General features: G+C 67.6%; 12 protein-coding genes and 2 pseudogenes. 1 reads left to right on the forward strand and 13 read right to left on the reverse strand.

Translation table 11 applies throughout. The annotated features are described in order from the left end of the window. Positions 1-315: 315 nt before the first annotated feature. From ABZ646_RS26070 to ABZ646_RS26080, 3 genes are all read right to left on the reverse strand, one after another. On the reverse strand, positions 316-1,629 hold the full coding sequence (locus tag ABZ646_RS26070; protein WP_360523499.1) for a replication-associated recombination protein A: 1,314 nt from the start codon (positions 1,627-1,629) through the stop codon (positions 316-318). 120 nt (positions 1,630-1,749) lie between these two features. Beyond that, positions 1,750-2,076, reverse strand: a complete 327-nt coding sequence (locus tag ABZ646_RS26075) for an MmcQ/YjbR family DNA-binding protein (protein ID WP_237276944.1) — start codon at positions 2,074-2,076, stop codon at positions 1,750-1,752. A 38-nt stretch (positions 2,077-2,114) separates the two neighbouring features. Continuing rightward, positions 2,115-2,510 carry an MmcQ/YjbR family DNA-binding protein gene (locus ABZ646_RS26080; RefSeq protein WP_360523503.1) on the reverse strand — a complete coding sequence of 132 codons (396 nt, stop codon included), beginning with the start codon at positions 2,508-2,510 and terminating at the stop codon, positions 2,115-2,117. A gap of 236 nt (positions 2,511-2,746) precedes the next feature. On the opposite strand from ABZ646_RS26080, the gene ABZ646_RS26085 reads away from it, so the two are divergent. Then, positions 2,747-3,577, forward strand: a complete 831-nt coding sequence (locus tag ABZ646_RS26085) for an AraC family transcriptional regulator (protein ID WP_360523506.1) — start codon at positions 2,747-2,749, stop codon at positions 3,575-3,577. A gap of 76 nt (positions 3,578-3,653) precedes the next feature. On the opposite strand, the gene ABZ646_RS26090 is transcribed toward ABZ646_RS26085, so the two are convergent. The 10 genes and pseudogenes from ABZ646_RS26090 to ABZ646_RS26135 all read right to left on the reverse strand — a co-directional run. Next, a complete protein-coding gene (locus ABZ646_RS26090; RefSeq protein ID WP_360523509.1) occupies positions 3,654-4,511 on the reverse strand; it encodes an alpha/beta hydrolase fold domain-containing protein in 858 nt (285 codons plus the stop codon). A 242-nt stretch (positions 4,512-4,753) separates the two neighbouring features. Next, on the reverse strand, positions 4,754-5,776 hold the full coding sequence (locus ABZ646_RS26095; RefSeq protein WP_360523512.1) for a zinc-binding dehydrogenase: 1,023 nt from the start codon (positions 5,774-5,776) through the stop codon (positions 4,754-4,756). 63 nt (positions 5,777-5,839) lie between these two features. Further along, complete coding sequence (locus tag ABZ646_RS26100) at positions 5,840-7,276, reverse strand: carboxylesterase family protein (protein ID WP_360523515.1); 1,437 nt, start codon at positions 7,274-7,276, stop codon at positions 5,840-5,842. Positions 7,277-8,608: 1,332 nt separating this feature from the next. Further along, a complete protein-coding gene (locus ABZ646_RS26105) occupies positions 8,609-8,923 on the reverse strand; it encodes a hypothetical protein (protein WP_360523518.1) in 315 nt (104 codons plus the stop codon). Positions 8,924-8,927: 4 nt separating this feature from the next. Beyond that, positions 8,928-9,536 (reverse strand): hypothetical protein, encoded by a 609-nt coding sequence (locus ABZ646_RS26110; RefSeq protein ID WP_360523521.1) that lies wholly within the window; start codon positions 9,534-9,536, stop codon positions 8,928-8,930. Positions 9,537-9,596: 60 nt separating this feature from the next. Further along, positions 9,597-10,343, reverse strand: a pseudogene (locus tag ABZ646_RS26115) (IS3 family transposase); the annotation flags it as partial. A gap of 15 nt (positions 10,344-10,358) precedes the next feature. Beyond that, the gene (locus ABZ646_RS26120; protein WP_360523524.1) at positions 10,359-10,481 is read right to left on the reverse strand and encodes a hypothetical protein; all 123 of its coding nucleotides are present in this window, start codon (positions 10,479-10,481) and stop codon (positions 10,359-10,361) included. Continuing rightward, a complete protein-coding gene (locus tag ABZ646_RS26125; RefSeq protein ID WP_181804623.1) occupies positions 10,478-10,789 on the reverse strand; it encodes a transposase in 312 nt (103 codons plus the stop codon). Before ABZ646_RS26125 ends, ABZ646_RS26120 begins: the two co-directional genes overlap by 4 nt. Before the next feature lie 431 nt (positions 10,790-11,220). Then, positions 11,221-12,054 carry a hypothetical protein gene (locus ABZ646_RS26130; RefSeq protein ID WP_360523528.1) on the reverse strand — a complete coding sequence of 278 codons (834 nt, stop codon included), beginning with the start codon at positions 12,052-12,054 and terminating at the stop codon, positions 11,221-11,223. 12 nt (positions 12,055-12,066) lie between these two features. Beyond that, positions 12,067-12,891, reverse strand: a pseudogene (locus ABZ646_RS26135) (hypothetical protein); the annotation flags it as partial.

Here is a 12,891-nt window from a genome sequence, read left to right on the forward strand (position 1 = left end):
CCCTGAACGCGTTCCAGATCGCTTTCGAAGGCCGCCTGACTCCGAGCAACAACTGACCATCAACAACCAAGATCAGCCGTTAAATTGACACACCCAATCGGGCACGCATCCCGGATGGGGGGAGGCGTCCGTGCCCATAGGAGGCTTACGGCCTGAGCAAGGTCTGGTCCGTCGCCGGTTCCTCGCGCGACATTTTCGCAGTCACCTGCGTGCTCGACGTCACGCCACGACGGCAGGAGTCGTCCCCGACATTTGGCCGGGCAGTGCTGCAGTCCGACGCGAGGGCCCTCACGGAGACGTCGCGGGCGCGGCCGGTCAGCCGCGTTGCCGACGGGCGCGCAGCGCGGCCCAGTGGCGCAGGCGCTCGGTGATCTGGGCTTCGTAGCCGTTGCGGGTGGGCTGGTAGTACGTCTCGCGGTCCATGTCGTCAGGGAAGTAGCCGTCACCGGAGAAGCCGTCGGCTGTGTCCGGGTCGTACCGGTAGTCCCTGCCGTAGCCGAGGTCTTTCATCAGCCGGGTCGGGGCGTTGAGGATGTGGGCGGGTGGCATGAGTGAGCCGGTGTGCCGGGCTGATCGGTGTGCGGCGTTGAAGCCGCGGTAGACGGCGATGGACTTGGGGGCGGTGGCGAGGTAGACGACGGCCTGGGCGATCGCCAACTCGCCCTCGGGGGAGCCGAGTCGCTCGTACACGTCCCAGGCGGCGAGGGCCTGCTGGACGGCGTGCGGGTCGGCCATGCCGATGTCCTCGTTCGCGAAGCGGACCAGGCGGCGGGCGACGAACAGGGGGTCCTCGCCGCCGTCGAGCATCCGGGCGAGCCAGTACAGGGCCGCGTCCGGGTCGGAGCCACGCATCGACTTGTGCAGCGCGGAGATCAGGTTGTAGTGGCCCTCCTGCGCCTTGTCGTACAGCGGGGCACGCTGCTGGATGTGATGGGCGAGCCCGGCGGTGTCCAGGGTGGTTTCGGTGTCCGGGAGGGCTTGGAGCTGTTCGGCCATATTTAGGAGGTAGCGGCCGTCGCCGTCGGCCATGGCGATCAGTGCGCGGCGGGCGTCGTCGTCCAGGGGCAGATGGTGGCCGGTGAGGTCCTCGGCGCGGTCGAGGAGCGTGGACAGTGCGGCTTCGTCGAGGCGTTTGAGGACGAGGACCTGGGTGCGGGAGAGGAGGGCTCCGTTGAGTTCGAAGCTCGGGTTCTCCGTGGTGGCGCCGATCAGGGTGACGGTGCCGTCCTCGACGTAGGGCAGGAAGCTGTCCTGCTGGGCGCGGTTGAAGCGGTGGATCTCGTCGACGAACAGCAGGGTGCCCTGGCCGATGCCGCGTCGGCTTCGTGCGGTGGCGAACACCTTGCGCAGATCGGCCACGCCGGAGAAGGTGGCCGACACTGACTCGAAGGCCAGGTTGCCGGCGTCCGCGAGGAGCCGGGCGATGGTGGTCTTCCCGACGCCGGGCGGGCCCCACAGGATGGCGGAGCCGAGGCGCTGCTGGGCGACCATGCGGCCGAGCGGGGCGTCCGGGGCAAGGAGGTGGTCCTGCCCGACGACATCTTCCAGCTGGGTGGGGCGCAGGCGGTCGGCGAGGGGCCGGGAGGGCTCCTCGTCGAAGAGCGGCAGGCTCACTTCGGTCGGTTCCATCGGTCTCTCGGGTCGCAGGCGGACGTGTGCGGACAGGTGCGTACGTGTGCGGACATGACGAGCCTTGCACGGGGCACTGACAGGCGTCGGCTCAGCCGCTAGTGGGGAAGGTCGCGGCGTTCATCGGGCACCGGGGCGGTCGCGTCGCGGCAGCCGCTCGACGGCCAGGTGGTAGGAGTCCTCGACCACGTCGGTGACCAGCCGCTCGGTGATGCCGGGTCCCGGCCCCAGTGAGATCCAGTGCCGTTTGTCGAGATACCGGCCCGGTGTGATCGATGCGTGGCCGCGCTCCAGTGCCCGCGCGTGCTCGGGTTCGCACTTGACCGTGATGATCTGTTCGTCCGGGTCGTCGGTGACGATCAGGAACACCTTGCCCGCGACCTTGTATACGTCGAGTCCGGGGGTGAAGGGGTAGCCGTGGCTGACGTCGGGGAGGGCCAGGGCCACCTGTCGGGCGGTGTCCTGAAACCGGTCACCGGCCGCGCTCACCGGGCCGCCCGCGTGCCAGTGCCGTAGGTGTGCGGGTCGACGGGCTGCTCGGCCTTGGGCAGGTGGGCGACGACGAGCCGGTAGGAGTCGGTGACGAGCTCCCTGACGAGCTCCTTGTCGACGCCGTCTCCGCTCTCCAGGGTGATCCAGTGCTTCTTGTTCATGTGATAGCCGGGGGTGATGTGGCGGTACTGCTCCCGCAGGGCCTGAGCCTCACCGGGATCCGCCTTGAGGATCACCACGGGCCGCCCCGGGACTTCGGTCATCAGCATGAACACCTTGCCGCGCACCTTGAAGACCTCCCAATCGGGACCGAAAGGGTGTTCCAGCTGAGCTCCGGGGAGCTCCTCTGCGCAGTCGGCGGCGGTTTTGTGCAGGGCCGGTCCGTTCATGGGCGTTCCCTTCCTCAAGTGGTGACGGACTGTGGCATCGAAAGACGTGGAGGGCGCGCCGCGCAGGCGCGGCGGCACGTGCCATCCTTCCGCCGCAGCCCACCAGAAAGGCAGTAGGCTGCGGACACGTGATGGTCGACAGGCGACACCCTGACCCGAGCGGAAGCGCGGCCGGTCCGGCTGCGGTACCGCTGTACGGTTTTCAGCCCCCGGTCGGTACTCCCTACGGCCTTGAGGTGAGCACCGTCGAGGACTTCTTCACCCAGCACGACGACTGGCCGTGGAACCCGCCCCGTCCGGGCCGTGCCACCTTCCACTACCTCATCGGGGTCACCGAGGGTGAATTGCGGCATGACGTCGACTACGTCACGCGGACGGTCGCCCCCGGCCAGTGGCTGTGGGTGCGTCCCGGGCATGCGCAGTGCTGGCATCCGCCGAGCGCGGCCCGCGGCCCGTTCATCCTGTTCGAACCGGACGTGCTGCATCCCGACATCGCCCGTCTCCTGGCCCCGCTCACCGCGCACGAGGCCCCTGCCGTGCTCAGCCCGCACCCCGACGACGCCGCCTGGCTCCAGCAGACGGCACTCCAGCTCCTGGACGAACACCGCGCACTGGGGCGCCGCCCCCTCGACATCCACCATGCCCTGCGGCGCAGCCTGCTCGAATCGCTGCTGCTGCGCCTGGCCAACTCCCCGGGCATCGCCGCCATCGGCACGGCCACGACCGGGGCGGGCCGTGCCGAGAGGTACGGGCGCTTCCTGGACGCCTTGGAGCTGCACTTTCGCGAGCTGCACCACGCCGCGGACTACGCCGAGTTGCTCGGCTGCTCGGTCCGCACCCTCAGCCGTGCCGCCCGGGACGCCACCGGCAAGGGAGTACGTGAACTCATCGACGAGCGGCGCCTCCTGGAAGCCCGGCGCCTGCTGGGAGCTGCCCGGTGGGACGCCCGGACCGTGGCCGTCCACCTCGGCTTCACCGACCCCGCGAACTTCGGCCGCTTCTTCCGCGACCGCACCGGCCTCACCCCGGCTGCCTACGCGGCCCACGAAGCGAGGACCGACGCTTGACGGAAACGCGGCGAACGCCGGGCTTGCCCGTCAGGAGGCAATGGCTGTCTTCGCAGTCTGCGCGTTGTCGCACCGCTCACCTGTCAAGGGCCCGCCGGATGAACTCCTCACGGGTCGCGCTGGAAGCACACGACACAGCCGCATGATCCACCGTCATGTCGAACCCGTGGAAGCTCCCGTCCCACATGTGCAGATCGACGCTCACTCCCGCCTCGGACAGGCGGCCGGCGTATCTAAGGATCTCGTCGCGGAACCCCTCGGCCGAGCCGGTGGCGATGTAGGTGCGCGGCAGCCGGCTGAGGTCCTCGGCGCGGGCCGGCGCGGCGTACTGCGAAACGTCCGGGCCGCCGCGCCGCTCGCCCAGTACGGAGGTCCACGCGTACAGGTTGCTGTGGCGGTCCCATACGCCTTCGCGGTCCACCATGCGACTGCTGTGCGTCTCGAAGCGGTCGTCGAGCATGGGGCAGATCAGAATCTGGTGGTTGAGCGAGGGAAAGGCGCAGTCCCGGGCGAGCAGCGCGGTCCCCGCCGCGAGGCCGCCGCCGCCACCGACTCCGGCGATCATGAGGCGCTCGGGGTCGATACCGAGCTCGGCCGCGTTCTTCGCCATCCACACCAGGCCCGCGTAACAGTCCTCGACCGGCGCGGGATCGGGGTGATCCGGCGCCAGTCGGTACTCGACCGACACGACTACCGCACTCCCCTCGATCACATGGGGAAGGAGATGACTCACGTGGTCCCGGTGCCCCCCCATGATCATCCCGCCCCCGTGGAGGCTGAGGATCAGCACAGTGATGTCCGGCTCGCCTTCCGGCCCGGGTACCTGGCGCTCCTCCACCCGCACTCTGCCGTCCGCCGTCAGAGCCTCCGAATCCAACCCGGGGGAACCCGCGGCGATCTGCCGTCGGATCTCGCGGAGGGTCTCATCCGTCAAGGCCGGAAAACAGCGCCCCGCGCCTCCTCGACGGGCGCGAGCTCCGGGTCCAGCGGGGGCCGGGTAGTCGTGGCACCGAAACAGCCTGCTGCTGACTGGTCTGTCATCTGTTCTCTCCTTCGGGAACGACGGGGAGCGGAGGCGTTCTCCGCCGGGCTGAAGAACTCGCTGCGAACGATGTGCGGGTGCGAGCAGATCGAGTCGAGGTGTGCGATGACCTCGTCGCGTCCCGTGATCAGTTCTCAGTCGTCCAGGACGACGACGTGCTTGCCCGGCGTGGTGCCGGACTCGACGTCGGCCTGGGCGTCACGGACCTGTTCCAGCCCCTGGTAGACCTTCGCGACCGGGACCTTGAGCCGTCCCTCCGCAATGGCCTGGAGTTGATGGGCGAAGACGTCGGCCGGGAGATCGGCGGCCTCGCCCGCGTAACTGGTCAGCCGCACCCCGCTGGGGATCATGAACGGGATGAAGTCGGGGATCATCCACGCGCCGCCCAAGGCGCCGGTGAAGCAGACGGTGCCGTGCACGCGCACGCATCCGAAGGTGTCCGGCAGGGCTGTGCAGCCCACCAGTTCCAGCGCGGCGTCCACGCCCTGCGGTGCGAGGTCCCGGACCTTCTCGGCGATGTGTCCGTCGTCCACGATCGGATGGTCGACACCCATGGCCCGCAGTTCGTCGGCACGCCCGGCGTGACGCGTGGTGGAGATGACGGTGGCGCCGATGTCCTTGGCCATCGCCGCCGCGCTCAGCCCGACCGTGGAGGTGCCGCCGCGGATCAGCAGCGTCTGTCCGGCCTTGAGGTCCAGGCCGCGGGTCAGGGATCCGTAGGCGGTCTGGAACATCTCGGGCAGGGCGCCGACGACGTCCCACGGCAGGGTGGTCTCGAACGGGATGACCTGTGCCGCGGGGACGGTCACGTACTGGGCGTACGCGCCGTCGTACGAGCGGCCCATGTTGCCCATCATGGTGGCCACCTGCTGGCCCGGGCGCAGCTCGCTGTCCTCGTCGGCCTCATCGACCACGCCGACGCCTTCGATGCCGGGGATCCGCGGGTAGGTGACCTCCGCGTCGGACTCGCCCTTGCGGGTGGTGACCTCGGACTCGTTGACGCCGAACGCCTTCACCCTGATCCGCACCCAGCCGGGCTTGCGTACCGGCACCGGCACATCCTGGATCTGAAGTGCGTCCAGGCCGCCGGGCCGGGTGACGACGACGGCCCGCATCGTCGCCGGTGCGGCGTCGCCGGCTGCTGTCGGTTGGCTCATACCGAGTTCCTCACTCTGTTTCGCCCCCCTGGTGCGCTGTTCCGGATGGCGTCCCGCCAGCCGTCAAGGACGGTCGATGCCCTCCCACAGGCCGAGGGCCTGCTGGTAGTGGGCCGTGGCTTCGAAGGGCGGGTTGCCGACGCTTCCCGAGGTGGGTTTGTCCGTGACAGCGGGCCACAGACGGGACTGTTCACCGGTGGCGAAGTCGAGCACGATGTCGCGGATCCGCGTGTCACGCTCGGCCTGTTCGGCGCTGCGACCCGGCTGTTCCTGGCCGACCAGGGCGTACATCTCGGTGCCGTGCACGGCGGGTGCGCCCTCGGCGGGCCCGATCATCAGGAGATGGGCGTTGCCGCCCGCGGCGGCGTGCGCCAGGGCGCCACGGGCGGCCGGGAGCGCGAAGAGGTAGTCCGCCATGACCGCGGCGCGAACCTCGGCCGGGGTACGGCCGCCCTGATCGTAGGCGTTGACTATCTTCTGCGCGCGGGAGCGGGAAATACGCCACCCCGCGACCTCGTCGACAATGCGGTCGATGGTGTGCGGGTCGAACCGGTCGAGGTCGTTCGCCACCCACCACCCCATGTCGTCGCTCGCCATGCTCAGCAGCACGTCGACATCGCGGTGCGCGCCCGAGGCCAGGTCGTTCATGGGATGGGCGTGCACCACCCCGCCGGGCTGCCCGATGTCCAGGACCACGCCGGTCGCCTTGTTGTCCACTCCGCCGCGGACTCCGAGGTCCGTCGGGGCGACCTTGCGCAGGGCGTCCCTCAAGGAGACCGCGTCGAGGTCGAGCAGCTTCTCCGGGTTGTCCGCTACGCCGAGTTCGGTGACGAACAGGTGCGCGAGCTCCTCGGCCCACCAGGCCGGGACGCTACGAGCGGGCCCGCCGGAGAACCCGGCCAGTCGCCGGTACAGGCCGTCGGCGGAGGAGGCGCCGAGCAGACCGAAGGTGGAGTAGGCGCCGGCGCTGTGGCCGTAGACCGTGACCTGGTCGGGGTCGCCGCCGAAGTGGGCGATGTTCCGCTGGATCCAGGTGAGCGCGGCGATGACGTCCTGCAGGAAAAGATTGCTGGCCTCGGCGAGCCGCCCGCCGTACTGCGAGAGCGAGAGCGCGCCCAGGGCGCCGAGCCGGTAGTTGACCGACACGCTCACCACGCGTCCCGTGACGGCGAGACCGGCGGCGTTCGAGGTGGTCTGCGTGTTGGCGCCGAACTCGAATCCGCCGCCATGGATGTACACGGCCACCGGCAGCGTCTTCCCGGCCGGCTGCTCGGGGGCCCACACGTTCAGGTTCAGGCAGTCCTCTCCCATCCCGCTGTCAGCTTCTAGCCAGTCGCCGCTGTCGGGCTGGACGGAAACGACGCCCTTGCGGTCATAGGAGCAGTCCGGATCGAAATCCGCGACTACGGGGCGGCGGTATCGCTCAGCGGTGGCAAACGGGATTCCCCACCAGGACCGCACCCCTGGTGTAGTCGGAGCCTTGGGCGCGGTCGTAGTCATGGCGTGAGATTCCTTCCGGAGCGTTTCGGGTGTTTTGCGTGGCGTGTCGGCAGCTGATCGCTCGCGGTGGCGCTCCCCAAGCATTCCCTGGACTCCGGTAAATCGCCGGGCGGACAGCGGTCACCTGATGGTCATCAGGCGACACCTGTCTGCTCGTCCTCTTCTCCTGGCCCGTCGCCAAGCAGGCGAGGGCGACCTGAGACCCTGCCGTCAGCGGGTCCCCTGACTCGACACGCCGACTTGCCCAGGTAAGCCGGTGCAGCTCGCGGGCCCGAGCATGCCCGCTGATCATGCTGCTGCATCGGACGGTGATCTTCTGGCATCGCCCAGGGATGCGAGTCGGCTACAGAAGGCGACGGGTGTGACATGACGGGGGAAGGCTTCGTTGATCTTCTGAGGTTCGTTCTCGGGGGCCGTACCTGCCCAAGAAACAGTGCAGGGTCGGCCGTCACACCGGCCTGACGGCCGAACCGCAGGGCTCTACCCAAGAGGGGCGAGTAACCCGTCCGGGCGGTTTCCTCTTGGGGCAGCTTCCCCACCCCTGGACGTCATCGCAGATGGAACACAGCGAGGGCGACAGTGCCTACACAGCGCGATGGCAGCCCTGCCGCACACCGGCCAATGGGACAACCGAACCGCCCCGCAGACACCGTCGACCGGACGCGACCGCGCCGCCCCGGCCCCCGTACGGCCCCCTGGGGCTTGGCATCGCCCCTCAGAGCAGTGGCCCAAACGACGATCGGTAACCGCGAGCACCTACTCCGCCGCAGGTCAGACGGGTTGGAACTCCCCCGACCTCCGCCGGACTCCAAACCCACGAGCAGCGGATTCAGTCCGTTCAGGCAAAGTTGACGATCCGACAGGACAAAATGAACGTTTTCGCAGGCCAAAGGCCTGCACAGGTGGGGCGGGTGGGACTCGAACCCACGGCCGACGGATTATGAGTCCATTGGGGATCTTGGCGGCTCTTGCTGATCAACGCTCACCCTTGACGTTTTCGCAGGTCAGATGCGGTTATCCATGTTGGGGATCGTCAGCCCTTGTCGGTCTGTTCCTGTCCTTGCGGCCTCAACTCGGCCTCAATGAGGCCCAACAGGATCGCGCCGAAGGCATGAAGGACGATCGCACCAGCTCAAGGACGGCCTTCGAACCCGCCCGGAGCGGATTTTCATTCCGCAGCGGTTCCGGTACCGCGTCCAGGACAACCATGTATGGGCCTGTTCATGCAGCTGGCAGCCAGAGGCGGCGGACCTGGTGTAGGCCGAATGCCGAGCGAGCTCCGGACAAGTGGTCCGGGGCTCGTCGTGTGCGGTGGCGGTGCAGCGCGTGGCCTCACATCTCGGGTTCGCCCGCGGGGTCCAAGGCGTAGGTGACTCTTTCTCCGACCCGCACCGCAGCGTCGATCATTCTCTGGCGTTCGTCCCCTGCGTAGAGGTCGGCGCAGGCACTGATCGCCGGGTACAGCTCCGAGAGGAGGAGGGCAGCCGATTTCGGAATGACCTCGGCTGCACGCCACTGCTCCCCGAGTCGGTCGATCTGCCTGCACAGTTCGTCCAGCGCGAGCTGAACGAAGCCGTCGTTCAGGCGCAGGGGACCGATGAACCCCTCAGCCGCGTCGTTCAGTTGCGACACGAGCTCCTCATCCACTGGATCATTCCTCATCTTCGACCATTCCGATGATGGCGTTCGGGTTTATGTATCTCTCGACCAGGGCCTCTTGCGATGATTGCGCATTGTTGAGTGAACGAAATCCTCGCAGGTACCTTGGCATGTTTTCCGGGGTGGTGAGGTCGACCAACCGCGCCTCGACTTTGTCGCCGTCGATGATAGCGACCCGTTGTCCGGGCTGGCGCCACTTCTTGATCACATCCCAGCTCTTCGTCACCGAAATCCACTGGGTCCGTACCCGACCCCCCTGGCCGATCTGCACGTTGATGGTGTAGTCGCCGTCGACGTTCTTGGCGAACAGTCCTTCTGCCGGATCTTCGTGGGGGCGCAGGTTTCTGTACCAGAATCCGGCAGCTGCCACCGAGGTGCCACCACGCACAACGTCCTTGAGTGACTCTCCCCACGAGTCCGACGAAGTCATCGGGAAATACCCGAAGTCGGTGGAGTTGTGAGCGTCGGGCCGGCTCTTGGGGCAGGCTCCGAGGGCCTCGTCGCAGAAGACCTCCCAGAACGTCTCACTCGCCAGATGGATTCCGTTGCGGGCATCCCACATGTCGCCGGAATCCGTCATCCGGTTCTGCTTGTCGACCATGTGGAGTGCGTCGAGCCATGCGTGTTTTGGAGTGACCCCTTGAGGTCCGACACTTCCGTTTTATGCGGCGAGGTGGAGCCGTTGTCTGTAGCGGGTCCTGGCCTGGTGTGGGGTGAGGTAGCCGATGGTCGAGTGGATCCGCTCCCGGTTGTAATACTGCGCGATCCATCCGAATACGTCTTGCCGGGCCTGCGACCGGGCCGGCCAGGCCGTGGTGCCGATCTCGGATTTGAGTACGGCGAAGAAGCTCTCTGCGGCCGCATTGTCGAAGCATGAGCCGGTTCGGCCGGTGCTTTGCCGGATGTCCAACTCAGCCAATGTTTCCCGGAACTGGCGAGACGTGTATTGCGATCCGCGGTCGGTGTGGAAGATCGCGTTGCCAGCCGTGTGTCCGCCGGCATAGGCCATTCGGATGGCGTCATCGACCAGCTGGGTGCGCATATGGTCGGCCATGGACCAGCCGACGACCTCGCGCGTGCACAGGTCGATCACCGTAGCCAGGTAAAGCCATCCCTCGGCGGTGGGCAGGCAGGTGATGTCACCGACGAGTTTCAGGCCCGGCATCGGCGCGGTGAAGTCCCGCTGGACGAGGTCGGGTGCGGGCGGTGCCGTACGGTCGGCCTTTGTCAGGGACCGTGATTTCCGGCGGGCTATTCCGGCGATCTGACGTTCCCGCATGACCCGGGCGACGCGTTTGCGATTCACGACCTGCCCCTGCTGGCGCAAGGTACGAGTGATCCGCAGAGCGCCGTAGGCGCCCCGGGACTCGGTGTGGATGCACCGGATCCGGCGGACAAGTTCCTTTTCCTCATCCGCCCTTTGCTACCGTGCCTCCTTTTTCTTGTGCCAGGTGTAATAGCCGGAGCGGTCCCAGCCCAGGACGTCGCACATCCGCTTCACGCCATGGGCGTTCCGGTGCTCGTCGACGAAACGGAAGCGGATCACCGTGTCGTCTCCCGTGCGAAATAAGCGGCGGCCTTCCGGAGGATCTCGTTGTCCTCCTTCAGTCGGGCGTTCTCCCGCCGCAGGCGCCTGAGTTCCTCTTGCTCGCTCGAGGTCATGTCGGCATCAGCCTCGTCGGCACTCGCATGGGCGCGGCGGGCGGCGTCCTCTCGGACCCACTTCCGCAACGTTTCCAGATGGACACCAAGACCCCGGGCGATGTCGGTAAGGGGCCGGTCCTTCGAGGACCGCACAAGGTCCACTGCGTCCCGTTTGAACTCGTCCGGGAAATTCCTCCGTTTTGCCACCATGGATCACTTCCCCTGGATGACGAAACATCCAGCGTCCAGGTGTCGGAATCTCGGGGGTCACTCCAACCCTGACCAGCACCTATTTACGCGTCAGAGCAACCCCAACGAAGCTGAAGGCAGCGGATTCTCCTCCCAACGGGAAGAGGCTCCTCCGTGTCGGAGCGAGTGCGGGGGCCCGTGTGGGGCTCCCATGGGCGAGGCCACCGGTCGGGCCGGCAAAGCCTCGCCCAGGTGACCGAGTCAGGACGGGCGACGATCGCCAAGCGTGGGACTGCACGGAATGCGCCTGCCGGCCACGGCCGACTCCAGCCTGGCTGACGCCAAGACCATGCGCTCCCGTTGACCAGCCGCCGGCCCTCAGCACCGTTGGGAGGACAGGAGCGAACGTCTCGATGTGAGCGCGTCAGCATGCACATCCATGATGCGGCAGCTCAGCGAACTCCAGCGGCATCCCGTGGCACGAACCGCATTTCCGGGTATGCCGGGTCCGGGTGAGGCTCACCCTGCGGCAACACGGGGGCGAGCGCCTCGAACACCCGCTCCATCACCTGGTCGGTGTACCCGGCCAGAGTGTCCGAAGCCTGAAGCAGCACGCCCCCCGCCCGCAACGGGAGCACCCGGTGAAAGGCCCTCGAGTTCTCCAGCGCCGCGGCACCGCCGAGCCGTGCCGCCAGTTCCGCCGGACAGACCGTCGCCCAGGCATAGCCCCGTAGGAACCGTCGGCTCTCGCGGCGTGACGTGCGCTTCTTCCGCCGGAGTACGGCATCGAGGTTGGTGAGCTCGTTGAAGTTGCGCCACTCGATGCGGCCGAAGGTGGGGTTGCTCGTGTCCAGCGCGGCATGCAGGAAGTCCACCAGCGCGGCGCAGGATTCGGCGTCGTCCGGGGCGTCCGCGCTCACCGACGCCGACGCCCGCCAGATGGAACCGTCCCCGAGGGTGTGGTACGAACTCGTCCGGCCAAGTTCGCACAGTTCCCCGCGGTAGCTGAGGAACGTAATGTCGGCCGCCCAGGGGAACATGGCGAGCCCTTCCTCGAACTGCTCCCAGGCCGCGCCGACATGGGGAAACCGGCGCGGACGGTCGTCGATGTGCTGTACGACATGTGCCCGGGATTCGACTTCCCCGTCCCCCTTCGCTTCCGCCTCCACCAGGCTTCTGAACAACTGCACCCACGCGGTACGGAACCACTGCACCAGCGATTCACCCGGGCCGTCCGGTGCCGCAGTATCGAACGAAGCCTCGATATAGACGTTCATTCCGCTCACCTTACCGACGTCTCAGCAGGCCCCGCCCAGCACACATGCCGGACCCTCGGACAGGACCCTCCCGGCACCCCAGATGGTCGCCCATGCAACGCCAGCGACCATGGCGGCCAGACCGTATTTGCCAGCATTCACCTGCGGGCCGCTGACCGGTGAGCCGGGGCCGTAGGTTCCCGTCGCCGAAGGGGTGGGCTCCGCCGTCGGCGTGCGGGTGGGTTCCTCGACGGGCCCGGTGCTCGGCCCCGGCGAAGGACTGGGGGTGGGGCTGGGGCGTTTCCGCTGGGTCCCGTAGTACCGCATGCCGGGTGAGTTCTCCTCTGACCATACGGCGCCCATGCCCTGGCCGGAGGATTTGAACATCTGCCGAGGAAGCCCCTTGCCGGCCTCGACGTCACGGTCGTCACCCACGTCTTCAAAGTGCTCTTCAAGTTTGGTGACGTACCGGTTCAAATCCTTCGGGCCGTCCTCCCTCCCGTAGGGAGTGTTCGGCTTGACCTCCCAGATGTAGACCCTGTCCTTCGTCCAGAGGATCACGTCGGCACGACCGGAGTTCTTCTTGTCCTTGCCGTCGCTTGCCCCCGGGATGGCGTTGGCCGTGCCGCCGCCTGGACCGATGTCGACGGTGACCTGGCCATCGATGTTGTGCGCCTTGGCCCAGGTCGCGGCGGCGAAGCCGGTCGCGCATACCGCCGCGTTGTGCGCGGAACTCTGCTTGGCGAGGCAGTTGCCGAGATTGGTGTGCCCATTGTTGCGGACAACCGTGCTCCCGCCGCTGCTGCCGTCACCACCGGCGGTGCCGCCGCCCGTCGTACCGCTGTTGCCCGCGTCCCCGGTACCGCC

Source organism: Streptomyces sp. NPDC007162 (assembly GCF_040634175.1).
Lineage (GTDB): Bacteria > Actinomycetota > Actinomycetes > Streptomycetales > Streptomycetaceae > Streptomyces.